25 protein-coding genes and 2 pseudogenes are annotated in these 26,407 nt (G+C 39.5%); 18 read left to right on the top strand and 9 right to left on the bottom strand.

The genetic code is table 11. The annotated features are described in order from the left end of the window. Window positions 1-55 precede the first annotated feature (55 nt). Genes HMPREF2987_RS04650 through HMPREF2987_RS04660 form a run of 3 tightly spaced genes read right to left on the bottom strand, consistent with a single transcriptional unit; the run spans window position 56 to window position 2,584 of the window. On the bottom strand, window positions 56-985 hold the full coding sequence (locus HMPREF2987_RS04650) for a metal ABC transporter substrate-binding protein (protein WP_060955483.1): 930 nt from the start codon (window positions 983-985) through the stop codon (window positions 56-58). A gap of 31 nt (window positions 986-1,016) precedes the next feature. Next, a complete protein-coding gene (locus HMPREF2987_RS04655) occupies window positions 1,017-1,865 on the bottom strand; it encodes a metal ABC transporter permease (protein ID WP_075229540.1) in 849 nt (282 codons plus the stop codon). Beyond that, entirely contained in the window at window positions 1,862-2,584 is a 723-nt protein-coding gene (locus tag HMPREF2987_RS04660) for a metal ABC transporter ATP-binding protein (protein ID WP_075228047.1), read from the bottom strand. The genes HMPREF2987_RS04655 and HMPREF2987_RS04660 overlap by 4 nt, the downstream gene beginning before the upstream one ends. A 178-nt stretch (window positions 2,585-2,762) precedes the next feature. On the opposite strand from HMPREF2987_RS04660, the gene HMPREF2987_RS04665 reads away from it, so the two are divergent. Both HMPREF2987_RS04665 and HMPREF2987_RS04670 read left to right on the top strand, forming a co-directional pair. Beyond that, window positions 2,763-4,655: a M13 family metallopeptidase gene (locus HMPREF2987_RS04665; protein WP_075229567.1), complete on the top strand. Its 1,893-nt coding sequence runs from the start codon at window positions 2,763-2,765 to the stop codon at window positions 4,653-4,655. A gap of 87 nt (window positions 4,656-4,742) precedes the next feature. After that, window positions 4,743-5,507, top strand: coding sequence for a hypothetical protein (locus tag HMPREF2987_RS04670; protein WP_075229541.1), 765 nt, complete (start codon window positions 4,743-4,745; stop codon window positions 5,505-5,507). A gap of 105 nt (window positions 5,508-5,612) precedes the next feature. Here HMPREF2987_RS04670 and HMPREF2987_RS04675 read toward each other — a convergent pair whose 3' ends face one another. Continuing rightward, the gene (locus tag HMPREF2987_RS04675; protein WP_075229542.1) at window positions 5,613-6,242 is read right to left on the bottom strand and encodes an MBL fold metallo-hydrolase; all 630 of its coding nucleotides are present in this window, start codon (window positions 6,240-6,242) and stop codon (window positions 5,613-5,615) included. 105 nt (window positions 6,243-6,347) lie between these two features. Then, entirely contained in the window at window positions 6,348-7,424 is a 1,077-nt protein-coding gene (locus tag HMPREF2987_RS04680) for a DUF2974 domain-containing protein (protein ID WP_075229543.1), read from the bottom strand. 95 nt (window positions 7,425-7,519) lie between these two features. Between HMPREF2987_RS04680 and HMPREF2987_RS04685 the strand changes: the two genes are divergently transcribed. From HMPREF2987_RS04685 to HMPREF2987_RS04710, 6 genes are all read left to right on the top strand, one after another. Continuing rightward, the gene (locus HMPREF2987_RS04685) at window positions 7,520-8,197 is read left to right on the top strand and encodes a response regulator transcription factor (RefSeq protein WP_000548968.1); all 678 of its coding nucleotides are present in this window, start codon (window positions 7,520-7,522) and stop codon (window positions 8,195-8,197) included. Further along, a complete protein-coding gene (locus HMPREF2987_RS04690) occupies window positions 8,190-9,164 on the top strand; it encodes a sensor histidine kinase (RefSeq protein WP_075229544.1) in 975 nt (324 codons plus the stop codon). The genes HMPREF2987_RS04685 and HMPREF2987_RS04690 overlap by 8 nt, the downstream gene beginning before the upstream one ends. Before the next feature lie 434 nt (window positions 9,165-9,598). Beyond that, window positions 9,599-10,357 carry an ABC transporter ATP-binding protein gene (locus tag HMPREF2987_RS04695; RefSeq protein ID WP_006152604.1) on the top strand — a complete coding sequence of 253 codons (759 nt, stop codon included), beginning with the start codon at window positions 9,599-9,601 and terminating at the stop codon, window positions 10,355-10,357. A 1-nt stretch (window position 10,358) separates the two neighbouring features. After that, window positions 10,359-12,350, top strand: coding sequence for an ABC transporter permease (locus HMPREF2987_RS04700; protein ID WP_075229545.1), 1,992 nt, complete (start codon window positions 10,359-10,361; stop codon window positions 12,348-12,350). A 578-nt stretch (window positions 12,351-12,928) separates the two neighbouring features. Further along, window positions 12,929-13,252, top strand: a complete 324-nt coding sequence (locus HMPREF2987_RS04705) for a potassium channel family protein (protein WP_001253404.1) — start codon at window positions 12,929-12,931, stop codon at window positions 13,250-13,252. Further along, on the top strand, window positions 13,249-14,298 hold the full coding sequence (locus HMPREF2987_RS04710) for a TIGR00341 family protein (protein WP_075229546.1): 1,050 nt from the start codon (window positions 13,249-13,251) through the stop codon (window positions 14,296-14,298). Before HMPREF2987_RS04705 ends, HMPREF2987_RS04710 begins: the two co-directional genes overlap by 4 nt. Before the next feature lie 212 nt (window positions 14,299-14,510). On the opposite strand, the gene thrS is transcribed toward HMPREF2987_RS04710, so the two are convergent. After that, window positions 14,511-16,454 carry a threonine--tRNA ligase gene (gene thrS / locus HMPREF2987_RS04715; RefSeq protein WP_075229547.1) on the bottom strand — a complete coding sequence of 648 codons (1,944 nt, stop codon included), beginning with the start codon at window positions 16,452-16,454 and terminating at the stop codon, window positions 14,511-14,513. A 318-nt stretch (window positions 16,455-16,772) separates the two neighbouring features. Next, a complete protein-coding gene (locus HMPREF2987_RS04720) occupies window positions 16,773-17,147 on the bottom strand; it encodes a hypothetical protein (protein WP_075229548.1) in 375 nt (124 codons plus the stop codon). A 205-nt stretch (window positions 17,148-17,352) separates the two neighbouring features. On the opposite strand from HMPREF2987_RS04720, the gene rpsO reads away from it, so the two are divergent. The 10 genes and pseudogenes from rpsO to HMPREF2987_RS11415 form a co-directional block, all read left to right on the top strand. After that, window positions 17,353-17,622, top strand: a complete 270-nt coding sequence (rpsO, locus tag HMPREF2987_RS04725; protein WP_001018251.1) for a 30S ribosomal protein S15 — start codon at window positions 17,353-17,355, stop codon at window positions 17,620-17,622. A gap of 485 nt (window positions 17,623-18,107) precedes the next feature. After that, complete coding sequence (locus HMPREF2987_RS04730; protein WP_075229549.1) at window positions 18,108-18,728, top strand: CadD family cadmium resistance transporter; 621 nt, start codon at window positions 18,108-18,110, stop codon at window positions 18,726-18,728. A gap of 153 nt (window positions 18,729-18,881) precedes the next feature. Further along, a complete protein-coding gene (locus tag HMPREF2987_RS04735) occupies window positions 18,882-19,928 on the top strand; it encodes a FecCD family ABC transporter permease (protein ID WP_075229550.1) in 1,047 nt (348 codons plus the stop codon). A gap of 1 nt (window position 19,929) precedes the next feature. Continuing rightward, window positions 19,930-20,685: an ABC transporter ATP-binding protein gene (locus HMPREF2987_RS04740; RefSeq protein WP_075229551.1), complete on the top strand. Its 756-nt coding sequence runs from the start codon at window positions 19,930-19,932 to the stop codon at window positions 20,683-20,685. A 23-nt stretch (window positions 20,686-20,708) separates the two neighbouring features. After that, the gene (locus HMPREF2987_RS04745) at window positions 20,709-21,719 is read left to right on the top strand and encodes an ABC transporter substrate-binding protein (RefSeq protein WP_075229552.1); all 1,011 of its coding nucleotides are present in this window, start codon (window positions 20,709-20,711) and stop codon (window positions 21,717-21,719) included. Next, complete coding sequence (locus HMPREF2987_RS04750; protein WP_075229553.1) at window positions 21,700-22,395, top strand: alpha/beta hydrolase-fold protein; 696 nt, start codon at window positions 21,700-21,702, stop codon at window positions 22,393-22,395. Before HMPREF2987_RS04745 ends, HMPREF2987_RS04750 begins: the two co-directional genes overlap by 20 nt. A 156-nt stretch (window positions 22,396-22,551) precedes the next feature. Further along, window positions 22,552-23,895 (top strand): DEAD/DEAH box helicase, encoded by a 1,344-nt coding sequence (locus HMPREF2987_RS04755; protein ID WP_075229554.1) that lies wholly within the window; start codon window positions 22,552-22,554, stop codon window positions 23,893-23,895. 191 nt (window positions 23,896-24,086) lie between these two features. After that, entirely contained in the window at window positions 24,087-24,287 is a 201-nt protein-coding gene (locus HMPREF2987_RS04760) for a hypothetical protein (protein ID WP_075229568.1), read from the top strand. A gap of 91 nt (window positions 24,288-24,378) precedes the next feature. Beyond that, window positions 24,379-24,573 (top strand): annotated as a pseudogene (locus HMPREF2987_RS04765) (helix-turn-helix domain-containing protein); the annotation flags it as partial. After that, window positions 24,566-24,637, top strand: a pseudogene (locus HMPREF2987_RS11415) (IS3 family transposase); the annotation flags it as partial. The pseudogenes HMPREF2987_RS04765 and HMPREF2987_RS11415, both read left to right, overlap by 8 nt. Window positions 24,638-24,730: 93 nt before the next feature. Here the strand turns inward: HMPREF2987_RS11415 and HMPREF2987_RS04770 are convergent. Beyond that, window positions 24,731-25,732 carry a sensor histidine kinase gene (locus HMPREF2987_RS04770; protein WP_075229556.1) on the bottom strand — a complete coding sequence of 334 codons (1,002 nt, stop codon included), beginning with the start codon at window positions 25,730-25,732 and terminating at the stop codon, window positions 24,731-24,733. Then, window positions 25,722-26,405, bottom strand: a complete 684-nt coding sequence (locus HMPREF2987_RS04775; protein ID WP_075229557.1) for a response regulator transcription factor — start codon at window positions 26,403-26,405, stop codon at window positions 25,722-25,724. The genes HMPREF2987_RS04770 and HMPREF2987_RS04775 overlap by 11 nt, the downstream gene beginning before the upstream one ends. Window positions 26,406-26,407: the final 2 nt, after the last annotated feature.

The following is a 26,407-nucleotide window of genomic DNA, read 5'->3' on the forward strand; positions in this document are numbered from 1 at the left end:
AAATTAATTGTCTAACTTTTTGGGGTCAGTACAGTGACTGACGTTTTTAAAATGATTATTTAGCTAAACCTTCAGCAATCTTGTCAAGGTTGTATTTCATCATGTTGTAATAGCTATCGCCTTCTTTACCTTCTTCAGCGATTGAGTCCGTAAAGATTTGAGCATAGATTGGGATGTTTGTGTCTTTAGAAACAGTCTTCATTGGACGATCATCGACACTGGATTCAACAAAGAGTGATGGAACTTTCATTTGGCGAAGTTTTTCCACCAAAGTCTTGATTTGGTCAGGTGTTCCTTCTTCTTCAGTATTGATTTCCCAGATGTAGGCACTTGGTACACCGTAAGCTTTAGAGAAGTATTTGAAGCATCCCTCGCTGGTTACGATGAGTTTCTTGTCAGCATCAATAGCGTTAAATTTCTCTTTGGCTTCCTTGTCAAGCTTGTCTAGTTTTTCAGTGTATTCTTTGAGATTCTTTTCGTAGAATTCCTTGTTGCTAGGGTCTTTAGCGATGAGTTGCTTAGCAATATTTTGAGCATAGATGATCCCGTTTTCAAGGTTAAGCCAAGCGTGTGGGTCTTCTTTTCCTTTTTCGTTTTGACCTTCAAGGTAGATAACATCAACGCCTTCGCTGACTGCAAAGTAGTCTTTGTTTTCAGTTTTCTTAGCATTTTCTACCAATTTTGTAAACCAAGCATTTCCACCTGTTTCAAGGTTGATACCGTTATAGAAAATCAAATCAGCTTGAGAAGTTTTCTTGACGTCTTCAGGTAGTGGTTCGTATTCGTGTGGGTCTTGACCAACAGGAACGATACTGTGAAGATCAATCTTGTCACCAGCAATATTTTTAGTAATATCAGCGATGATTGAGTTTGTGGCAACAACTTTTAGTTTTTGACCAGAAGCTGCATCTTTTTTTCCACTAGCACATGCTACAAGAGCGATGACGGAAAGAAAGAGAACGAGTAATGTACCTAATTTTTTCATTAGATCCTCCAATTTATTGGGGTTTTGCCCCTTATTTTAACAAATGTTTATTTTTCAGTTTCAAATATCGTTGTTTTGGAGCGATAAAGAAGCTAATGAGAAAGAAACTAGCAGCTGTGAGCACGATACTAGAACCTGCCGCAACGTTAAAGCTATAGCCGATAAAGAGCCCCAAAACTGAAGCTATCGCTCCAAAGGTTGAGGAAAGGAAAATCATGCTTTTCAGGCTATTAGCATACAGATAAGCAGTTGCAGCTGGGGTAATCAGCATGGCTACAATCAGGATAGTTCCGACACTTTGCATGGCTGTCACAGATACGAGAGTTAGGAGTACCATGAGAAGGTAGTGATAGAAATTGACAGGCATTCCCATGGCTTTGGCCAAGAGTTCATCAAAGGACGTTATCAAGAGTTGCTTGAAGAAAATCCAGATTAACAAGAGAATGGCTGCCCCTACCCCCATGGTAATAAACATATCCGTATCTTGGACGGCCAGGATATTACCAAAAAGGATATGGAAAAGGTCAGTTGAACTTTTAGCGACACTAATCAAGATGATACCGAGGGCTAAGAAAGAAGAAAAGGTAATGCCGATGGCGGTATCGCTTTTGACAATCGAGTTTCCCTTGATGTAGGTAATGATGATAGCAGCTAGCAGTCCAAAGACAATGGCTCCGATAAAGAAGTCAATGCCCAAGATGAAGGAGAGGGCTACACCTGGTAAGACAGCATGTGAAATGGCATCTCCCATGAGTGACATCCCACGTAGAATGATGAAACATCCTACAGCTCCAGCTACGACCCCGATAACAATAGCTGTTATCAAGGCATTTTGTAAGAAATGGAATTTTTGTAATCCATCGATAAATTCTGCAATCATAGGTCACCTCCATTGAAAAAGAGTCGATTACCGTAAGCTTCTTTGAGATTGGCTTGGGTAAAGGTTTCTTTGGTCGGACCAAAAGCAATCACTTCTCGATTGACAAGCAAGACTTGATCGAAGTAGTTGGGAACCTTGCTGAGGTCGTGGTGGACGATAAGGACCGTCTTTCCAGCTTTTTTCAGATCTCTCAGCGTATTCATGATGATTTCCTCACTGACTGAGTCAATCCCAACAAAGGGTTCATCCAAGAGGATATAGTCGGCTTCCTGCACCAAACATCTGGCAATCAAGACCCGCTGGAATTGACCTCCAGAGAGTTGACTGATTTGCCGTTCAGCGTAGTCAGCTAGGTCGACGATTTCAAGGGCCTCTTGCACTTTCTTCCAATGTTTAGCATTTAAACTTCGAAAGAGAGGAATAGAGGGAAACAGTCCTAACGAGACGCATTCCTTGACCTTGATGGGAAAGTTGTAGTCGATATTGATTTTTTGTTCGACATAGGCGATTCGATGTAAGGATTTTTTAACTTCCTTGTCATCGAGAAATGCCTGACCTTGATGTGGGATAATTCCCAGCATACCTTTTAATAATGTTGATTTCCCAGCGCCGTTTGGGCCAATAATTCCGGTAATCGTTGGTCCTTGGAGCACTAGTGAAATATCCTTTAGTGCCAACGTTTCTTTGTAGGAGACACTGAGGTTTTCGATACGTATCATACAGTTATATTCCTCCTATCTTTTAATATACCTTAAAATAAAAATTAAGTCAAGTTAATTTTTGTAAATATTTAAAATATTAACTAGAAAACAATCAGAAGAAGACGGCATTTTTAATTGCATTCCCCAGGGATTTTTGCTAAGCTAAGAATAAGTGAAAAATGAAAGCGAGAACAAGATGACACGTTATCAAGATGATTTTTATGATGCAATAAATGGTGAGTGGGAAAAGACTGCTGTTATTCCAGCCGATAAATCGAGAACAGGTGGTTTTATCGACCTTGACGAAGAAATCGAAGAGTTGATGCTAACGACGACTGACAAGTGGTTGGCAGGAGAAGATCTTCCAGAAGATCCTATCCTAGAAAACTTTGTCAAGTACCATGCTATGGTCAGAGATTTCGATAAGCGAGAAGCTGATGGAATCGAGCCAGTCCTCCCTTTACTGAAGGAATATCAAGATTTGGAAAGTTTTGCGGATTTCGCAAGTAAACTAGCTGCATTTGAATTAGCTGGTAAACCAAACTTCCTTCCATTTGGAGTATCACCAGACTTTATGGATGCTAGAACCAATGTTCTTTGGGCTAGTGCTCCAGGAACTATTTTGCCTGATACAACCTACTATGCGGAAGACCATCCTCAGCGTGAGGAATTATTGAACCTTTGGAAAGAAAGTACTTCTAATCTCCTCAAAGCCTATAACTTCTCAGATGAAGAAATCGAAGATTTGCTAGAGAAACGATTGGAATTGGACCGCCGTATCGCAGCTGTCGTACTTTCAAACGAAGAAAGTTCAGAATATGCCAAACTTTACCATCCTTATTCTTATGAAGATTTCAAAAAGTTTGCGCCTGCCCTACCTTTAGATGACTTCTTCCAAGCAGTGATTGGACAAACTCCAGACAAGGTTGTTGTAGATGAAGAACGTTTCTGGCAAGCAGCAGAGCAATTCTATAGTGAAGAAGCTTGGCCTTTGCTCAAGGCAAGCTTGATCTTGAGTATAGTTAATCTTTCAACTAGCTATCTAACAGATGAGATTCGTATCTTGTCAGGTGCCTACGGACGAGCTCTTTCAGGAGTTCCAGAGGCTCAAGACAAACGTAAGGCAGCTTACCATTTAGCTCAAGGACCTTTTAAACAAGCTCTTGGCCTTTGGTATGCCCACGAAAAATTCTCTCCAGAAGCCAAGGCAGACGTAGAGAAAAAAGTGGCGACCATGATTGACGTTTATAAGGAACGTTTAGCTAAAAATGACTGGCTGACTCCTGAAACTCGAGAAAAAGCCATCGTCAAACTCAATGTCATCAAGCCTTATATCGGTTATCCAGAAGAATTGCCAGTCCGCTATAAAGATAAGGTAGTGGATGAATCTGCTAGCCTCTTTGAGAATGCCCTAGCCTTTGCGCGTGTGGAAATCAAGCACAGTTGGAGCAAGTGGAATCAGCCAGTTGACTACAAGGAGTGGGGAATGCCTGCTCATATGGTCAATGCCTACTACAATCCACAAAAGAACTTGATTGTCTTCCCTGCTGCTATTTTACAGGCACCATTCTATGACTTGCATCAGTCATCTTCTGCCAACTATGGTGGGATCGGAGCGGTTATCGCCCATGAAATTTCTCATGCTTTTGATACAAATGGGGCTTCCTTTGATGAAAATGGAAGTCTCAAGGATTGGTGGACAGAGAGCGATTATGCAGCCTTTAAAGAAAAGACACAGAAGGTTATCGACCAGTTTGATGGCCAAGAATCTTACGGCGCAAAAATCAATGGGAAATTAACTGTATCCGAAAACGTTGCCGATCTAGGAGGAATCGCTGCAGCGCTAGAAGCTGCTAAGAGAGAGCCAGATTTCTCAGCTGAAGAGTTCTTCCATAACTTTGCTCGTATCTGGCGTATGAAAGGTCGCCCAGAGTTGATGAAACTCATGGCTAGCGTTGACGTACACGCGCCAGCTAAACTCCGTGTTAACGTCCAAGTGCCAAACTTTGACGACTTCTTTACGACCTATGATGTCAAAGAAGGCGACGGAATGTGGCGTTCACCAGAAGACCGTGTGATTATTTGGTAAAATGATTTCTTAACCAAGTATAACTTGGAGTTAATGACTCATGCTTGAAGTTTATCCATCTGAAAATGCAATGCTATCGAGGTTAATATGAAGAAATATTTAATGATGCTTTCAGCTATTCTTTCAATTTCAGTTTTGGCATCTTGTGGTCTCAATAAAAATAGGAGCAATACAGAACCTTCATCTGCACTATCATCTGTTTCCAAAGACGATAAGACTAGTACATCAACAGAAGCAAAGACTGAAAATATAAGTGACTCTTCAACCAAGGCGTCACAATCGACTGTTGAAAATAAGAAGGAAACTGGACAAGATGTATATAAAGAAGTGATTGAACGCTATAATCACTTTACAGACCTTTTAAAGCAAGGTAATAGAGAAGATTTATACGAGGAAAATAAACAACACAAGATTGCATCAGAAGAATATGGCATGATTTTCTCTCGAATGGATTATCAAAATGCACCAGACTTTAAATATGCCCTTCTTGATTTGAATAAGGATGGGCAAGATGAGTTGCTTATTGGGGATGAAAAATTTGTTTCAGCCATTTATTATTTGGAAAATCAAAAACCAAACTTACTTCACACAGCTTATGTAGCTTCTGCAGGTGGTTTTCGCTCAGGCTTTGTTATTTACGAAAATGGTCTAGTCTCTTATGCAGACTGGCAGTCAACTCGTCCAGAAATGAACCTGGCTCTATATTCGTTTGATAAAAATGGAGTGCAGAAGATTAAAGAAGCAACTATTCAAATCGGTGGTAATGAAAAAGCAGAGCAAGTTTTAGATATTTCTTCTGAAAAGCTTGATTTGTCTAACCTTGACTGGAAAGAATTGAATCCAGCTAATTAGTTTTGAATTATTTTTCTAGTCAATGTTGATTCTTCTGAGCAAGTAATGATGTAGAAATTGAAGCTACACAAAAACCAAGGATGATTGTCCTTGGTTTTTCTCTTGCTAGAAAAATGGATTAAAGGTTTTTTCGTGAGCGATGGTCGTAGCCGGACCATGTCCTGGATAGACATCGTAGTTTGGAAGGGTGAAGAGCTGGGTTTGGACACTATGAAGGAGTTGTTCCATACTACCAGTTGGCAAATCTGTCCGACCAATGGTTTCTCGGAAAAGGGCATCTCCCGTTAAGACCAAGTGTCCATCTGGGAAAACCAATGAAACTCCACCGATAGAGTGGCCTGGCGTTGGTAAGACTGTGAAGCGGAATTCTTCAATCTGGTATTCTTCATGAAAGACAAAGGTTTGTTCAGCTGGTTTGCAGATGACATCTGCCATATCGTCATGTCGAGGGAGACCAGAAAGATTATCAACAGGAGTATAGAGCCAAGATGCTTCACTTTCTGCCACATACACTGGAGGATTTCCAAAAGTATCTCTGACCAAGTCCAGACTCAAGATGTGGTCGTAGTGGGTGTGGGTCAGAAGAATGGCACAGACCGGTTTGTTGATGGTTTCGATAGTCTTGCGAATGGCCTCCCAATGGCTACCAGGATCAACTACAATCAGGTGTTGCTCCCCTTCAAGATAATAAGTATTTTCATAGGCGACAGGATTCACAGTTTTATGGATTTTCATAGGATTTCCTCTTTCAAAGATTTACAGTTTCTAGTATAACACAGAAGAATAAAATAAGGAATCAAGAAGAAAGTCCCTCCATAAAAGAAGGGACTTTTTTAGACATTAAAAATGATTTTTCCAGGCATGGAAACGAGCATCCAGCAGGAGTTGAGTTAGATTTTTTAAGATTTCAACTTGCTCAGGCTCCAGTGTCTGGGCTTGAGAAACAAGTTGTCGAACATGGTCAATAGCATTTTTAGAAGACAGTTCATTAATGGAGCTGATTCCAGACTCTAGGATGGTTCCAAAGAAGAGATCAAAGTAGAGTTCTAGTTCTTCATCGGGCACACTGTCCACCCATTCTTTAAGAGTGTCTTTGATTTGGAGGCTTTCGCTACTAATTTCCTCTAGTTGGACAAAGTGAGTTCCTTCAGTTTGCCAGCTGAAAGTGTTGTGTTGGGCGATGCCACCGAGAGTTGTAGATTTGACGACGGTAGGAGTATCAGGAACTTCTAGCATCATGCCAATGACAGAACCTTGTGGGACGAAACGGTGAATTTTTGGAATGACATCTTGATAACCAGTGGTTTCAGTCAGATGAGCCTGCAAACCAGGGGCATCATAGGTATAAACTGCAGATATCTTGTCTTGCAATTCAGACTGGATTTGACTGGAAGCATAGACAGCCAGATTCCCACCTTTAGAATGTCCAGCTACAATCACTTTCTGTTTTGGGTGTTGGGTAAAGAAATCTTCCAAGTATTCAAGAGCATGCTTTTGGGCAGGGATTTCCTTCATGTAGGTCATATGGAAATCTTCCTTCCAACCAATAATACTATCGTCAGTACCTCGAAAGACAATCAGATAAGTATCTAGGTTCAGACGATAGGTCATAGCAGCGAACTGTTTCTGTTGCTCCGTATCAATCTCGTTGACAAAGTTAGAGAGTTTACTATTTTTAAAACGTTTGTGCTGGGCAAGCTGGTCTAAGAGTTGCAGACGTTCTTTATTGGTCAACATGTTAGTCTCACGAGGGACACGTGTTGCGACATCGCTTAAACGATTGACGGATTGGTCTAATAAGTTATCAAAAGAAAGATAGGTCAGCTCTGTCAGAGCTAGTATATCCAATTCATTTAAGGGAAGATCATAAAAAGAATCGTATTGAACGTCAGTTAGGTAGTCGAAAATATTGGACATGGGAACTCCTTTCTTAACTTTTATCATATCAGATTTACATCAATTTCGCTAGTAGTGAGAAGAATTTTGCTATAATATAGAAAAAGGAGGAGCAGATGCATAAGATTTTACTAGTAGAAGATGATCCAGTAATCCGTCAACAAGTTGGGAAAATGCTCTCTGAATGGGGGTTTGAGGTAGTCATGGTAGAAGACTTCATGGAGGTTCTAACACTATTCGTTCAGTCTGAGCCTCATCTGGTTCTCATGGATATCGGCTTGCCTCTCTTTAATGGTTATCACTGGTGCCAGGAAATTCGCAAGATTTCTAAGGTTCCCATTATGTTTTTGTCTTCGAGAGACCAGGCTATGGACATCGTGATGGCCATCAATATGGGGGCGGATGATTTTGTGACCAAGCCTTTTGACCAGCAGGTTCTTTTAGCTAAGGTACAAGGATTATTGCGCCGCTCTTATGAATTTGGAAGGGATGAGAGTCTCCTAGAGTATGCTGGAGTTATTCTCAATACCAAGTCTATGGATGTGCATGTCAATGGAAAAGCTATCAGTTTAACCAAGAATGAATTTCAGATTTTACGGGTCTTATTTGAGCATGCGGGAAATATCGTAGCGCGTGATGATTTGATGCGGGAACTCTGGAACAGTGACTTTTTTATCGATGACAATACCTTATCTGTTAATGTCGCTCGTTTGCGCAAGAAACTGGAGGAAGAAGGTTTGATTGGTTTTATCGAAACCAAGAAAGGGATAGGGTATGGATTGAAACATGCTTGAACTTAAAAGTTTTTTTCTAGCTTATATCCGTTCGCGTAGCCGTTTTTTTGCTTTTATTCTTGCTCTTACAGGTTTGCTTTTTCTCTTTGAAATCTTGTTTGATAAGCAAGGGCCCTACTTTAACTATTTCTTCTTTCTATCTACATTTTTGACATTTTTGTTTTTGGTATTTGATTTCTTGATAGAATTGCAACGTTATCGTAAGGAATTGCTCTATGGCGAAAGAAAAGCTAAGTCACCAATGGAAGTCCTTCTAACTGAAAAATTAGAGAAAAGCGAATCTGAACTCTATCAAAAGAAATCAGATGCTGAAAACCGCTATAATGATTTGGTGGACTACTATACACTCTGGGTTCATCAGATAAAAACACCAATTGCAGCCAGTAAACTCCTAGTGAGCGAGGTGGCGGATCGCCAACTGAAGCAACAGATGGAGCAGGAAATTTTTAAGATTGATTCCTATACCAACCTCGTTCTCCAATATCTACGCTTAGAAAGCTTCCATGATGATTTGGTGTTGAAGAAAGAAAATATAGAAGATCTGGTCAAGGAAGTCATTCGCAAATATGCCATTTTCTTTATCCAGAAAAACCTAAGTATTAATATGCATGACTTGGACAGAAGGATTGTGACGGATAAAAAATGGTTGTTGGTGGTCATTGAACAAATCCTTTCAAATAGTCTCAAGTATACTAATGAAGGTGGAATTGAAATCTACATGGAAGGTTCAGACCTTTGCATAAAAGATACTGGTATTGGTATCAAAAACAGTGATCGGTTGCGAGTCTTTGAACGTGGATTTTCAGGATATAATGGTCGAATGACCCAGCAGTCATCTGGACTTGGGCTCTATCTAACCCAGAAAATCAGCCAAGAATTAGGACATCAGATTCAAATAGAATCCGAACTTGGGCAAGGAACAACTGTGAGGATTAAGTTCTCTGAAGTGAATTTACTGATTGAATGAAAAGAATTGTGAAGAGCTTGGAAGAAACCTTTCAAGCTCTTCTTTAGACCTTGATATAGTGAGAAAAAAGGCTCCAATCAGATAATACTCTTCGAAAATCAAATTCAAACCACGTCAGCTTCGCCTTGCCGTACTCAAGTACAGCCTGCGGCTAGCTTCCTAGTTTGCTCTTTGATTTTCATTGAGTATAAAATAGTTTAATCTTACAAAAATGTAAGATTAAAGGCCTCTTTTGTAAGGTTATGTTATGGCAAGCCATCTTTTTTTGGAGTAAACTTAGAGCATAAAGAAAAAGGAGAGGAACCATGAAAACAATTTTACAAAAGAAACATACAAGTAAGCCGAGTCCAAAGGATATCGAGCGAGTTCAAATCGGCATCGAAATGATGCAAGCTCAGTTTCAATTAATGGGATATTAAAAAGGAGAAGTTAAAATGACACTATTAGATGTAAAACACGTTCAAAAGATTTATAAAACTCGCTTTCAAGGTAACCAAGTAGAAGCCCTGAAAGATATTCACTTTACCGTTGAAAAAGGCGACTACGTCGCTATCATGGGTGAGTCTGGATCTGGAAAATCTACTCTGCTCAATATTCTTGCTATGCTTGACAAGCCAACGCGTGGCCAGGTCTTCCTAAATGGAACTGACACAGCTACCATTAAAAATTCTGAAGCATCAAGCTTCCGTCGTGAAAAGTTAGGCTTTGTCTTCCAAGACTTCAATTTGTTAGATACGCTTTCTGTTAAAGACAATATCTTACTCCCTTTGGTATTGTCTAGAAAGCCTATTACAGAAATGATGAAAAAATTGGTCGTGACGGCCGAAAATCTTGGCATCAATCAATTGCAGGAGAAGTACCCTTATGAAATCTCTGGAGGGCAAAAACAAAGGGTAGCAGTTGCACGGGCTATCATCACAGAACCAGAAATTCTTCTTGCGGACGAGCCAACTGGTGCCCTAGACTCTAAATCATCTGCAGCCCTCCTTGATATCTTTGATCAGATCAACGAGCAAGGGCAAACCATTCTCATGGTGACCCACTCAACAGCTGCGGCTAGCCGTGCAAAACGTGTTCTTTTCATCAAGGACGGTATTCTCTATAATCAAATCTACCGTGGTGAAAAGACGGATCGTCAGATGTTCCAAGAAATCTCTGACACCTTGACTGTTATGGCAAGTGAGGTGAACTAGTATGTTTCGATTAACCAATAAGTTGGCCATATCCAACTTAATTAAAAACCGCAAACTCTATTATCCGTTTGCTTTGTCTGTCATTTTGGCAGTCACAATTAGCTATCTCTTTTACTCTCTAGCCTTTAATCCTAAAATTGTGGATTTACGTGGTGCATCTGCTATACAATTTACCCTACAACTAGGGCTTGTCGTTGTGACACTTGCATCTGCCATTATCGTGCTTTATGCCAACAGTTTTGTCATGAAAAATCGCTCCAAAGAACTGGGTGTATATGGCATGTTGGGCTTAGAAAAGCGCCATTTAATTGGTATGACCTTTAAGGAACTCTTGATATTTGGGCTAGTAACAGTCACTGCCGGGATTGGAATTGGTGCCCTCTTTGATAATCTGATTTTCGCTTTACTACTTAAACTTGCAAAGATGAAGGTGGAGCTAGTTGCAACTTTCCAATGGTCCGTAGTGCTTTCAATCCTTCTGGTATTCGGTTTTATCTTTTTAGTCATCGTTTTCCTGAACGCTGTACGCATTATCCGTATGGATGCTCTCCAGCTTTCTAGAGAAAAAGCGAAGGGTGAGAAGAAGGGGCGTTTCCTAGTTCTTCAGACACTTGTAGGGCTAATAGCTCTAGGAAGTGGCTACTACCTAGCACTAAGCGTAACAGATGCTTTCAAAGCTGTCGCTACTTTCTTTATTGCGGTTATGTTAGTTATTGTAGGGACCTATCTCTTATTCAATGCTGGGATTACAGTTTTCTTACAGTTGCTCAAGAAAAACAAGAGATATTACTACCAACCCAACAACCTCATATCTGTTTCTAACCTCATCTTTCGTATGAAGAAAAATGCTGTCGGTTTAGCAACCATTGCCATCCTTTCAACCATGGTTTTGATTACTATGTCTGCAGCTACTAGTATCTACAACGGATCTGAGAATATGAAAAAACTCATGTATCCTCACGATTTTGATGTTAAGGGACAACATGTAGAAGTTGAGGATTTAGACAAGCTTTTGACTCAATACGCTAGCGAAAAGAACCTAACCATCAGCAATAAGGACGTCCTCAATTATGCAAGTTTCGGTCTTTCGAGTCAAGAGGGGACCAAATTAACCACCTTTGAAAAAGGGCAAAACAATGTCATGCCTAAGACAGTCTTCCTGGTTTTTGATCAAAAAGATTATGAAAAAATGACTGGACAAAAGCTGAACCTTACTGGTAACGAAGTAGGACTTTGGGCTCGAAATGACCAACTTAAAAATCAGAAAGCATTTAGTCTGAACAATCAGAACTATACAATCAAGGAAGCAATCCAGCAAGATTTTGTCATCAATCATGTTTCAAACCAGTATGTTCTTTTGATTTCAGATTATAACTACCTTGTTGTACCAGATCTTCAAAGCTTTTTAGATAAATACCAAGATTCTGCTGTCTATCCTCAGTTCTACGGTGGTATGGATGTAACAGCTAGTCTAGAGGAACAGTTAAAGCTATCTGATGATTTTGAGGAGTTTGTAAATAATTTTAGTCATAATCTCAAAAATGAAGACGGCATGGTTTATGGTGGAGGCACTGCAAGTGACGCAATTGCCCAAATGAATGCTCTCTTTGGAGGAGTTCTCTTTATTGGTATTTTCCTCTCTATCATCTTTATGATTGGAACTGTACTCGTTATCTACTATAAACAAATCTCAGAAGGTTATGAGGATCGTGAACGCTTTGTCATCCTGCAAAAAGTGGGCTTGGATCAAAAACAAATCAAACAAACCATTAACAAGCAGGTCTTGACTGTTTTCTTCCTCCCTGTAATCTTTGCTTTCCTACACTTAGCTTTTGCCTATCATATGTTAAGTTTGATTCTTAAGGTCATTGGGGTAGTAGATACAGCTATGATGTTAAGTGTAACACTTTCTATTTGTGGTATCTTTGCCCTCATCTACGTACTTATCTTTATGATTACTTCAAGAAGCTATCGTAGAATTGTTCAAATGTAAAAACAGAAGCATCAAAAAAGAGAGTGGGACAGAAATCGTTAATTCATTAGAATTCGATTTCGTTGTCCCACCTACTCAACCACTGCGTCTTGCTCGACAATCCAAAGACAATTGAGAGGCTAGGACTTTTGTCCCAGCCTCTTTTTTAGTAGCTGGGATTTTGTACCAGATTTTATCTCTTATTTCTCAACACGTGATTTGTTGGCGATATCAACTAGGATTGCTGCTACAAACTCATCATGTTTAAACATTAAAACGGTATTCACTTTCAGAGGAGATATCGTTTTTCTTCTTCGGATAAGGATACAAAAATTTCTTCCTTTCTCTATCTTTTAAATTAATTGATTTCTTCAGAGAAAGACTGTAAAATTTTTGATATAATGTTAAGAAGGGACTGATTCAAGACAGTCATATCTGGTCTTTCTTCCAGTCATTTTTCAAACAATATCAGTTGATAATCAGCTTAAATCAGATCTATCAGTTTGTCTATCTTTCTCTGATGGAGATCATGTCCTATCTTCACTTTGATTATTGGAAAAAACGGCTCGGTCAGGAGCTAGTATGAATAAGGAGAACAAATGAGACGTTTAAAAATGTTATGGCATATTATACAGGTTACGGGTTTTACTCGGTTTGCTCTGAGTTTTGTGACCTTTGTTTTTGGGTCAGGAGGCGTGCTTTTCCTAGTTGAACCTGCTATCACAAATTACGGAGACGGTCTTTGGTATGCTTTTGTGACTTCGACGACTGTCGGCTACGGGGATCTCCTAGCTGTGACCTTGATTGGAAGGATTACCAGTGTCTTCTTGACGATTTATGGGCTCATATTTTTTGGCTGTTTATCAGCTGTTATTATTAATTATTATACCGATTTAAATAAGGAAAGAGGAGAGGACAAATGACTGCCAATTATTCAACACGGGAATTCCGCGAGAAACTATATGATGACCTTCATGTTCGATTAAGAGATACAGCGATTTTGATGTGTGCAATTTTTATTGCCTCTATAGGTCTAAATATGAATTCAACAGCTGTCGTTATTGGAGCCATGCTGATTTCCCCTCTAATGACACCGATTGTTGGACTGGGATTCGGTTTAGCTATTTTTGATACACGTTTAATCAAGCAATCTCTAGAGGTTTTATTGACTCAAGTATTGGTCAGTTTGCTTGTCTCGACTTTGTATTTCTGGATGTCTCCCTTATCTTATGCAAGTAGCGAGTTGATCGCACGAACCTCTCCAACCATTTGGGATGTTCTCATTGCTATTGCTGGTGGGATTGCTGGTGTGATCGGTTCAAGGAAAAAAGAAGCAAACAATATCGTACCAGGAGTAGCCATCGCAACAGCTCTGATGCCACCTATCTGCACTGCTGGCTATGGTTTAGCTAATGGGAATGTACGATTTTTATTGGGGGCTCTCTATCTTTTCTTGATCAACTGTGTCTTTATCATGCTAGCCAACATTGTTGGAACAAGAATTTTGATGAGAAAATCTCCTTTAACTTCATTTAAAGAGCTGAGCATTAAAATGAGAATTGGCTTGATTTCTTTGATTGTATTGTTGATTCTTCCAGCTAGCTATTCGGCAGTTACTCTGACAATAGAACAAGCGCGCAAAGAAGGGATCAAACAGTTTGTAGGAAAAGAGTTCGCCAATTATACGGTTATTAATCAAGTCTACAAGTCAAGTAACAATGAATTGGTCTTGACGGTTGTTGGAGATCCGATTTCAGAAGAAGAATTAGAAACACTCCACCAAAAACAAGCCTCTTACGGTATTCAATCTGTTCAATTGAAAGTCAAGCAATTCCATAATTCAGCAAAATTAGATAGTGAGACGATTAAGGAATTTTACGAAAACATTGACAAGTATATCGATCAAAAACTCTCTGAAAAAGATTCACAAGATGACATCGTAAAAGAAATTGAGGCAGACAAGGACTAAGGATAGTCAACTTATCTAACTCATGGAAGCAAATCTTGGGAGGATATCCTATATCCAAAAGTTAATGGATAGAAAGGATTGTTGATGAGAATATCATTTGTGGTGGTTTGACCAATCACTACTAGCTCAGCTTAATCAAAATATAAAAAAGCAACAACTATTTCAGTTGTTGCTTTTTCTTACTGAAAAATGTTTCTCAGACTGTGATCGTTTTATTTCTCAACACGTGATTTGTTGGCGATATCAGCTAGGATAGCTGCTACAAACTCCTCTACTGACACAGTGTTCGTTTCTTTTTGTCCATAGCGACGAACGTTGACAGTTCCATCTTCCATTTCCTTGTCACCAACGATCAATTGGTAAGGAATCTTGCTAGTTTGTGATGCACGGATCTTGAACTGCATTTTTTCATTGCGTTCGTCCACATCAGCACGGACACCACGGTCACGGAGCTTCTTAGCCACTTCCCAAGCGTAGTCAACGTGTTTCTCGTTAGATACTGGGATGAGGGTTACTTGGTGTGGCGCCAGCCATGTTGGGAAGGCACCCTTGTAGTTCTCAATCAAGATAGCTGTGAAGCGTTCCATAGTTGAGATAACCCCACGGTGAATCATAACTGGACGGTGTTCTTCACCATCAGCTCCGATGTATTTAAGGTCGAAGCGTTCTGGAAGCAAGAAGTCAAGTTGGATAGTAGAAAGAGTTTCTTCTTTGCCAAGAGCGGTCTTAACTTGAATATCCAATTTTGGTCCGTAGAAGGCTGCTTCCCCTTCAGCTTCAAAGTAGTCAAGTCCCATGTCATCCATAGCTGATTTCAACATACGTTGAGCATTTTCCCACATTTCATCATTATCAAAATATTTGTGAGTATCTTGAGGATCACGATATGACAAACGGAAACGATAGTCAGTCAAGTTGAAATCTTCGTAAACATCGATAATCAATTGAAGCGTACGTTGGAACTCATCTTTGATTTGTTCAGGTGTTACGAAAGTATGACCATCATTAAGTGACATTTCACGTACACGTTGAAGCCCTGTGAGAGCACCAGATTTTTCATAGCGGTGCATCATACCGATTTCGGCGATACGGATTGGCAATTCACGGTATGAGTGAACATGGTGTTTGAAGACTTGAATGTGGTGTGGGCAGTTCATTGGACGAAGAACGAATTCTTCCCCATCTCCCATATCCATAGTTGGGAACATATCTTCTTGGTAATGATCCCAGTGACCTGAAGTCTTGTAAAGTTCTACAGAAGCAAGTGGTGGAGTGTAAACATGTTGGTAGCCAGAAGCCAACTCCTTGTCGACGATGTAGCGTTCCAATTCACGACGGATAGTCGCTCCATTTGGCAACCAGAATGGAAGTCCTTGACCAACTTCTTGAGAAATCATAAAGAGATCCAATTCTTTACCAAGTTTACGGTGGTCACGTTCCTTAGCTTCTTCACGCATTTGAAGGTAGTTCTTCAAGTCTTTCTTGTCAAACCAAGCTGTACCGTAGATCCGTTGCATCATGGCATTGTCGCTATTTCCACGCCAGTAAGCACCAGCTACGTTGAGAAGGTGGAAGATTTGGATGCGACCTGTTGATGGGACGTGTGGGCCACGGCAAAGGTCTACATATTCACCTTGACGGTAGATAGTCAAACCGCCCTCATCTTCTGAGTGTTCTTCAATCAATTCCAACTTGTATGGATCATTTTTGAAAATTTCACGCGCTTCATCTTTAGTCACTTCCTCACGAATAGATGGGAAGTTTTCTTTCACGATTTTCTTCATTTCTTCTTCGATACGAGGAAGGTCTTCGTTAGAGATTTGACCCGCTTGGTTGTCTGTATCGTAGTAGAAACCATCTTCGATAGCTGGACCAACACCCAAGTGAATGTCTGGGAATAGGCGACGAGCAGCTTGGGCAAATAAGTGGGCCGCTGAGTGACGCAAGATTGGAAGAGCGTCTTCATGATCAGGTGTTACGATTTCGATGCTTCCGTCTTCAGTGATAGCACGAGTAGTATCGATGAGTTTGCCGTTAAATTTACCAGCAAGAGCTTTTTTCGCTAGGGAATTGCTGATAGATTGGGCAATTTCAAAAGTTGTAACGCCAGATTCGAATTCACGAACAGCGCCATCTGGGAAAGTAATTTGAATCATGATTTTCTCCTTATATTGGTTATCCATTATTTCTAAAGTAGAAGTGTTTCCCTATTTTGCAGTCTTAAATCAAGAAAAACAAAAAGCGACATCCTAAAAAGGACGTCGCAACGTGGTTCCACCTTCATTTATGTTCCTCAAAAAAGAGGGACACCTCTGATTGGCTCTAACGTGGCCACCGTTTTATGTTTGCATAAAAGTCAGTAGAGTAGTATCAGTATAGTCTTCCTATGCGTTCTCAGCAACCACGCACTCTCTGGTAGAAAGGGGCTAAGTGACTTGTCTCTATGCATTATTATAGCATGATTGTGAGATTTTTCAAGGATTTTGTGAAAGTTTTTTGTTTTTCAGTTTTTGCACTAGATTCTTAATAGCGACACCGACAGCCATACCCGCGAGGGCAAAGATTTCATAGGCTAGGAAGTAGAGAAGGATAAATTCTCCGAAAGTAATGATGGTAAAGCAAAAGAGCAAGCCAACGCCAATTAACCACCAAACTGAGAACTTGAAACGATAAGAGTAGAATAGTGATACTATGAAAGTCACCAGTGGAGAGAAGATAATAACGTTGCCGATGGTGAGCTCCTTCAAGATATAGTTTTCAGTAATAGTCCATAATAACAGCTCATAAAGTGGACAATAAAAGAAAAATACGACCAGATAGTAGGGGAGATATTGCGGGAATTTACGCATGGTAATCACCTCTCTTTTCAAGATGTCTACTTAGATATCCTTCCTATAACTATTATAGCACTTTTGCGGTAAGAATAGTAAATCAGTTGACAAAGAACTTAGTTATTGGTAGAATAGGAAATGTCGTAAAGACAAATAACTTCTTCTTGGTTACAGGCATGCCAACCTGTCACTCGGATGAAGCCAAATAAAAAGGAGAAACATCATGGCAATCTCAAAAGAGAAAAAAAATGAAATCATTGCACAATATGCACGTCACGAAGGTGATACAGGTTCAGTAGAGGTTCAAGTTGCTGTCCTTACTTGGGAAATCAACCACCTTAACGAACACATCAAACAACACAAAAAAGACCACGCTACTTACCGTGGATTGATGAAGAAAATCGGTCGCCGTCGTAACTTGCTTGCATACTTGCGTAAAAACGACGTTAACCGTTACCGTGAGTTAATCAACTCTCTAGGACTTCGTCGCTAATCTTGCGTCTAAAACGTTTCTATACTTCGTTGGCTTCGCCTCGATGTACCATCAGTACAATTTTCGGCTTGCCGTCTAGTCTATAAACGTTTTATCCAGCAAGAATCAAGCTCTCTGACTTCAGGGAGCTTTTTTATTGAGATTTTATCGGCCACAATTTTGGAGACTACAAAAACACAGGAGACTTAAAAAGGACTGTAAAGAAAGTTTTATCGGCCACAATTTTGGAGACTACAAAAACCTCAAATGGTAGTAGTCTGCAAGACCCTCGGAGAGCCCACACTTTACGAAGTAAAGTATAGTATGTTATACTTTACATGGAAGTAGTCACCGAATTCCAGTTAGAAATTACTTTGTAACTACGTTTTGAGGAGGAGTAAAATGCTTTCCTACGTTCGACATTACCCATTAGCGATAGCTAAATTAATGTGTCTGTGCTCTCCTAAAATCTGCTGATTTATTACTGACTAATACAGGAGGTTTTTATGGGACAGACAATCATATCTGCTATTGGTGTTTATATTTCCACCAGTATCGATTATTTAATTATTTTATTTATTTTATTTGCACAGCTATCACAGAATAAACAAAAATGGCATATTTATGCGGGGCAATATCTAGGCACAGGCTTACTTGTAGGGGCGAGTTTAGTTGCTGCTTATGTCGTTAATTTCGTGCCTGAAGAATGGATGGTTGGATCGCTTGGTTTAATCCCTATCTATTTAGGGATTCGCTTTGCAATTGTTGGAGAAGGTGAGGAAGAAGAGGAAGAAATTATTGAAAGATTAGAACAAAGCAAGGCAAATCAACTGTTTTGGACAGTTACATTGCTGACAATTGCGTCTGGCGGAGATAATTTAGGTATCTATATACCTTATTTTGCTTCGTTAGATTGGTCACAGACCCTCGTGGCCTTGCTTGTGTTTGTAATCGGCATAATTATCTTATGCGAGCTTAGTCGTGTGCTATCCTCTATGCCGTTAATATCCGAGACAATTGAAAAATATGAGCGAATCATTGTGCCCTTAGTATTCATTCTACTTGGACTATACATCATGTATGAAAATGGCACGATAGAGACTTTTCTGACCGTGGAGATTTTTTAGTTTACTAGGATTTTAGCCCGAGCTCAAATCAGCTCTCTGATTTTCAGAGGGCTTTTTTGTGTGCATTTTTCTAGTCTTGCTCATGATTTAGAAATGTGGTATACTGTTTATTAAAATTGTCAAAATTTTTAATCTTGGTTAAAGGAGGGGTTCATGCTTTCCAAATTTTATGGAAACCATCAAAACCTGAGATATTGTTTTTTACTAGCTATCCTGTTAGGAGCTTTGGGACTCTCTCTATTTTTAGCTGTTTCTATGGGGTCTGTTCAGATTAGCTTGAGTGATACCTATCGGATAATTTTGAATCAGTTAGGGGCTCCTCTTGAGATAGGAGACATTTCAAAGTCTACGCTTGCTATTGTTTGGAATATGAGATTGCCACGGGTTTTTCTTGGATTGATTGTGGGGGCAGGCCTATCTATGTGTGGTAGTGTCATGCAGTCAACAGTCAATAATCCAATCGCAGAGCCCTATGTGTTAGGAATTTCTGCTGGGGCAACCTTTGGTGCGACTTTGAGTATCATTCTTGGCTTTAAAGTTATGATTGGTCTAGGCTCTTTCCTTGGAGCGATTTTAGCAACACTTGCAGTCCTTCTGATTGCTTCCATGCAAGGCAGGATGACAACTTCAAGTCTCATTTTATCAGGGACGGTGGTCAATGCACTCTTTTTGGCTTTTTCAAATTTTATTATCTCAATTGGCGCTAATGCTGACAGTGTCATGACCATCAAGTTTTGGACCATGGGTTCTTTAGCGGGGACTTCCTGGGCTCACTTAACCTTGCCAGCAGTAGTCGTGGGAATAGCCTTTTTGTTTTTCTCTACCCAATATCGTGTTTTTAATGCCATGATGATGGGAGATGAGGCAGCCTTGACCTTGGGAATTCCCCTACGTTTTTATTGGTATCTCTATGTGACGATTGTGGCTGTGCTGACAGCTATCTTGGTATCGACCTGTGGGATTATTGGTTTTGTCGGTCTGATTACACCTCATTTGGCAAGAAGCTTGGTTGGTACAAACTACAGAAGACTTTTTCCGATTGCTACTTTACTTGGCGCTCTCTTTGTTGTCTGGGCAGATGTCCTTGCTCGTGTTTTGATACAAAATGCTGAGCTGCCGATTGGTATTTTCACAGCCTTAGTAGGTGCACCTTTCTTTATCTATATGGTTGGAAGTAGACGAAGGGAGGTGAAGGTCTGATATGGATTTAATGTGCAAAGATATCCACTTTGGAATCGGAGAAAAAAAGATTCTCAAAGGAGTCTCACTCAAACTGGAGGGAAAGCAATTTCATACTATTTTGGGACCCAATGGCAGTGGGAAGACTAGCTTGTTGAAACTTCTCTATCGACAGGAAAAACCTGATCAAGGCTTGATTTCTCTAGATGGGAAACCACTGGAACAAATGAGCGTTAAGGAAACGGCAAAACAGATGGCCGTCATCACTCAGTTCAATCAACTCCAGTTTGATTGTACGGTTGAAGAAATCGTTATGCTGGGCAGAACACCCCATCTTGCTTTCTTACAGAAGGAAAAAGAAAAAGACTTTGCCTTGGTTGAGGATGCTCTGATCAAGGTAGATATGTTCGAGAAAAGAAATCGCCTCTACTCTTCTCTGTCAGGAGGAGAGAAGCAGCGGGTTTTGTTGGCACGCGCCTTGGCCCAAGAACCGACTCTCCTGCTCTTAGACGAACCGACCAATCATTTGGATATCAAGTACCAGCTAGACTTGTTAACCATTGTCAACCATCTCAATATCAATGTACTAGCAGTATTACACGATATTCAGCTGGCTTGTCGTTATTCAGACTATCTCTATCTGATGAAAGAAGGAGAAATTGTTTACCAAGGGACTCCAAAAGAGACCATCACACCCGAGTCTTTGCAGGCTGTCTATGGCGTTCAAAGTAAGATTACTTGGACAGAAGATCAGCAAGCCATGATTCACTATTTATAAAAATTAAAAAGGAAAATAAAAACATGAAAAAAACACTTAGTATTTTACTTGTAACAGTAGCTACCTTATCTTTGGTAGCTTGTGGTAACGCATCTAAAGAAACATCATCTGCACCAGCTACAACAGAAGCTAGTCAAAAAGCTAATACAGAAACCAGCTACCCTGTAACTATCAAAACTTATGATGCTAAAGGAAATGAAGTCGAACAAGTCTTTGAAAAGGCTCCTGAAAAGGTCATCACTAACAATCTTTCAACAACTGAAATTCTACTTGAACTTGGTTTGAAGGATAAAATTGCCGGTATGCTCAATCCTGATAATGCCGTAACTGGTAAATACAAGGAAGCAATTGAAGCCATCCCTCATATTGGTGATAAAAAATCAGTCTCACAAGAAACAGTTCTTTCTTATGAACCAGATGCCTTGATGGGCCGCAACATGATGTTTTCTGAAAAGTCAATGGGAACCATTAGTGCTTGGAATGAAAACAAAATCCCTGTTTATACGCAAAAAGCCTCACTATCAAATATCCAACAGGATTTAGGAAATATCGTAGAAGATGTGAAGAATCTTGGTACCATTTTCAATGTCCAAGACAAGGCTAACCAATATGCCGAGCAATTACAAGCTAAAATCGATGCGGTTAAAAAAGCCAACCCAGAAACACAGGGTGAAAAGAAAAAAGCTCTGATTATGGTGGCCTACAATGACGAAACCTTTGGTGCCTACAAGTCAGCCCTTCAAGAAAGTTTGCTTAACCAACTTGGTTATACAAATGTCGCAACAGGAACTTCTGGCTTGACCCTGGAAAATCTAGTATCAATGGATCCAGAGTTGATTATCTATGTAACTAGTGACCGCAATCAAAAGTTAGATGAAAAAGCAGTGGATTTGATGAAGGCAAATGCTGTTTTGGAAAATGTCCCAGCAATCAAAAATCAAAAAATCATGACTATCTCTTACGATGAGCTGATGGATTACGGTCCTGCAGTGATTGATTCCCTTGAGAAAATCAATGACTTTATCAAGAAATAAGGAGTTTAACTGGGAAGGGATTCGAGTTAGGGTCAGTCTTCCTTCAAACTATGATCCTCAACAAGCCTACCCAATGATTCTTTTAAATGACGGACAATTGGACTATTTGTCAGACCTATCTCAATCTGTAATTTTGGTGGGTTTGATTCCAGAAAATCGTCTGGATGACTTTACACCTTGGAAAGCTAGTTCTTTGAAAGAAGGGGCTCCAGATTTTGGTGGAAAGGTAGATGCCTACCATCAAAAGCTCTTTCAAGGAATTCTAACAGCTCTAAAAAAAGACTACTTGATAGATGAAAGCAGGATTGCTTATGGAGGCTATTCACTGGGGGGGCTTGCTGCTGTTTATAGTCTCTATAGTAGCCATCTTCCTGCGACCTGTATCTTTTCTATCTGTGGTTCTTTCTGGTATCCAGAATTTATAGACTTTTGCAGGGAACATGACCTGATACAGAGCCAAAGCCTTATTTATCTGCAAAATGGTCAGACAGAAGGTTCCAATCATTTCAACCGCCTGTCTAAGGCTCCTCTTTTTGCAAGGGAACTTCATGATCTGATTTCAGAAGCAGTTCCCTCAACATATTCCACCTTTGATGCATATGGGCATCATGAAGCTCTCGACCAACGCTATCAACATTTTTGTGATTGGCTAATGAAGGAATGGGAGCTTAAATAAAAAAGCGATACTCTCTGTTTATAATGGACAGAGAGTATTTTTCTTGTCTTTATTTGTCTATATTTTGAAATTTTCGTGGGTTTATCTAAAATGAAAGTTTAACTGAAATGCATCAAAATGTGGTATAATGAGTAGATAGATAGAATCGAGGATATTATGTCATTTACGAAATTTAAGTTTAAAAAATATATAGAGGAAACCTTGGAGGAGTTGAAGTTTACCACTCCAACAGAGGTGCAAGATAAGTTGATTCCTATTGTCTTGGCAGGTCGTGACTTGGTTGGTGAATCAAAAACAGGTTCTGGAAAGACTCATACTTTCTTGCTTCCAATTTTCCAACAGTTGGATGAAGAGAGCGATAGCGTGCAGGCAGTTATCACAGCTCCTAGCCGTGAGTTGGCAACGCAGATTTATCAAGCTGCTCGTCAAATTGCAGGACACTCAGAAGTAGAGATTCGTGTTGTGAACTATGTTGGTGGTACAGATAAAGCTCGCCAAATTGACAAACTGGCAAGCAACCAGCCCCATATTGTTATCGGGACGCCAGGTCGTATCTATGATTTGGTCAAGTCTGGTGACCTCGCTATTCACAAGGCAAAGACTTTTGTAGTCGATGAAGCTGATATGACCTTGGATATGGGATTCCTAGAGACGGTTGATAAGATTGCAGGAAGTCTTCCGAAAGACTTACAGTTTATGGTCTTTTCAGCAACCATCCCACAAAAACTGCAACCATTCTTGAAAAAATACTTGTCAAATCCTGTCATGGAAAAAATCAAGACCAAAACAGTTATTTCTGACACGATTGACAACTGGTTGATTTCGACCAAGGGTCGTGATAAGAATGCTCAGATTTATGAGTTGACTCAAGTCATGCAACCTTATCTAGCCATGATTTTTGTCAATACAAAAACTCGTGCGGATGAATTGCATACCTACCTAACAGCTCAAGGCTTAAAGGTGGCTAAGATTCATGGGGATATTGCTCCTCGTGAACGTAAACGGATCATGAATCAGGTCAAAAATCTTGATTTTGAGTATATCGTAGCAACTGACTTAGCTGCGCGTGGGATTGACATCGAAGGTGTCAGTCATGTTATTAATGATGCTATTCCACAAGACTTGTCCTTCTTTGTCCACCGTGTCGGACGAACTGGACGTAATGGCTTACCAGGAACAGCCATTACACTTTACCAGCCTAGTGATGACTCAGATATTCGTGAGTTGGAAAAACTAGGAATCAAGTTTACTCCTAAGATGGTTAAAGACGGAGAGTTCCAAGATACTTATGACCGTGACCGCCGTGCTAATCGTGAGAAGAAACAGGAAAAACTGGACATCGAAATGATTGGCTTGGTTAAAAAGAAAAAGAAAAAAGTCAAACCAGGTTATAAGAAAAAAATCCAGTGGGCCGTCGATGAAAAACGCCGTAAAACCAAGCGTGCAGAAAGTCGTGCCCGTGGCCGTGCAGAACGTAAAGCTAAACGTCAAACATTTTAAGAATAAGACAGTAGAACCAAGTCGGTTTTACTGTTTTTGTATAGTTCTAAATCGGGATTGTCAGAATTCATAAGTAGATGATGTTAAAAACTTAAAATTTAATCAGATCATTCTTTTAAATTTCTGAAGTTTATAATATACTTAAATTAAAAGTAGATTATTGGAGAAGGTAAATGAAAATAAAAATAAAAATGAAAGACTTTATTGCTGGGATTGGTGAAATAAATGTTATTGTATATTTGATATATGTGTGTACTGGTCTCGCTCCTCTCTTTCATATATTGATTATTGGTTCAGAAGTGACTACTGGAAAAATAGTTTTAACTATCTTAGGCGTACTTTATGCTATCTTTTTAACGATTGCTAGAATTTATCGAAAGTTTTTCTGGTAAGAATCATCATGAAATATTAAAATCCCATCAGAAATTTGAACTGCACCCCAAAAGTTAGACAGAAAAAATCTAACTTTTGGGGTGTTTTATTATGAAATTGAATTATGAAGATAAAGTTCAGATTTATGAACTAAGAAAGCAAGGACAAAGCTTCAAACAGCTTTCGAAAAGATTTGGTGTGGATGTTTCTGGTCTAAAGTACATGATGAAATTAATTGACCGTTATGGCATAGATATTGTCAAGAAAGGGATGAATCATTATTATTCTCCAGAACTAAAACAACAAACGAATTAAGGTAAAACTAAAAGGACTCAGTCCTGTGCAATACAGAACTAAATCCTTTACTTAAATTATTTGTCTAACTTTTTGGGGGCAGTACAGCTTTACTTTTTGGTATAAAATATGTGCTTTCTATGACTAGGCAATTTTCTTAATCGAAAAATTACGAAATAGAAAGAGAGATTTCAAATCCATGCATCCATTCGGATTTTACTACGATGTCAATTTTTAAAGCATCTGCTAATTGTTTGACAAGATAGAGACCCATGCCTGTTGATTTTTTCCTTGTCTCTCCTGAATCACCTGTAAATCCTTTTTCAAAGATATGAGGGAGGTCGCAAGATTTAACTCCACACCCATTATCCCTAATAATCAGGGTTTTGCGCCCCTTGTCACTTGACATAGAAATCTTGAGTTCTGGTTTGTCAGAGCTATATTTAAGGGCGTTGGCTAGTATTTGAGACAGGATAAATCCAAAACTGCGTTGATCGGTATAGCAGATTCCTTGTATGTTTTCTAACTTAATCGTAAAATTCTTTTCTTTGAGCAAGGGATCAAAGTTCTCCAAAAGATCCTGGATACACTCTTCTAGGTCAAGGTCTTCAAATAGAAAATCATTTTTCTCACTTTTCACCCTGTAGTAGAATAGGATCTGTGATACATTTCCTTGGATTTGATTTTTCACATAGTCCAATTTAAAAGCAGTATCCTCAGGTAGTTGGTCACTTTGATTGTCTAAAAGGAGGGAAAGAAGCGATAAAGGAAGTTTAATCTCATGCGCCCATTTTTCAACATAGTCCTCGTACTCGGCTAGTAATGAGTTGAGTTTTCCTATTTGAGCCTGCTTTTGATAAAGTGCATCTGCTATTTTTTCAATGCTTTCTTTCTCTGAGGCACTTGATAGATTCAATAATTCAAGCTCAGTATCGATCTTAGGATTGGCTATGAAGGATTTATAAGCAGCGGCTTTTTTTCTTTCTTTTCTTATAAGTAAGAATGATAGGATGAAAAAAAGCAGGACGGTGGCTAAAATATAGAGAAGGATGAGAGCTTGAAACATTCTCACATCTGAAAGCCAAAGCAGGACAGCTGTAAATAAATCAAATGCTAAGAGAACAAGTAACCAAGGCAGATAACTAGCTAGATATTTTAGATTATGTTTCATCTGGACTTACCTCTTCTAGCTTGTAACCAATACCTCTGATGGACTTGACTTTAAGGGCAATGCCAGCCTGTTTCATCATCTTTTTCAGCCTTGCAATGTTTACTTGTAGGGCATTTTCATCGATGAACTCAGTTGTATTCCATAGTTTCATGCTTAGTTCTTCTTTTGTGACGACAGAATCAGTTGTCACTAATAAGGTTTCTAACAATTTCCCTTGGTTTTTAGGGAGTAAAATCGAATGTCCGTTGATATAAAGAGTATAGGTATTTCTATCCAGCAGGAAATTATCTTTTTCAAGCAAATTTTGTCTACCTTCATAGCGTTTCAAGATGTTTTCTATACGAGCCAAGAATCTTTCTTTCTTGAAAGGTTTTGTTAAGTACTCGTCAGCCCCTAATTTTAGGGCGTAAATCTCATCTTTCAGTTGTTCACGGGAGGTGAGAACCAATATGGGCACAGAGCGTTTGGACTTGAGATTCTTACAAATGTGGAAACCTGTTTCTCCTGGCAAATTCAAATCTAGTATGATTAAATCCGTATCGTATTGCAATACTTGCTGGCTTGTATCTTTGAAGTCAGTCAATTTATCAACTTGATAACCCGCATTCTCTAACAAAATGACAATTTCATCTCGAATCAAGGCTTCATCTTCAATAACCAGAATATGCTTCATAT

Origin of the sequence: Streptococcus sp. HMSC067H01, from assembly GCF_001814775.1 — a bacterium.
In the GTDB taxonomy this organism is placed as follows: domain Bacteria; phylum Bacillota; class Bacilli; order Lactobacillales; family Streptococcaceae; genus Streptococcus.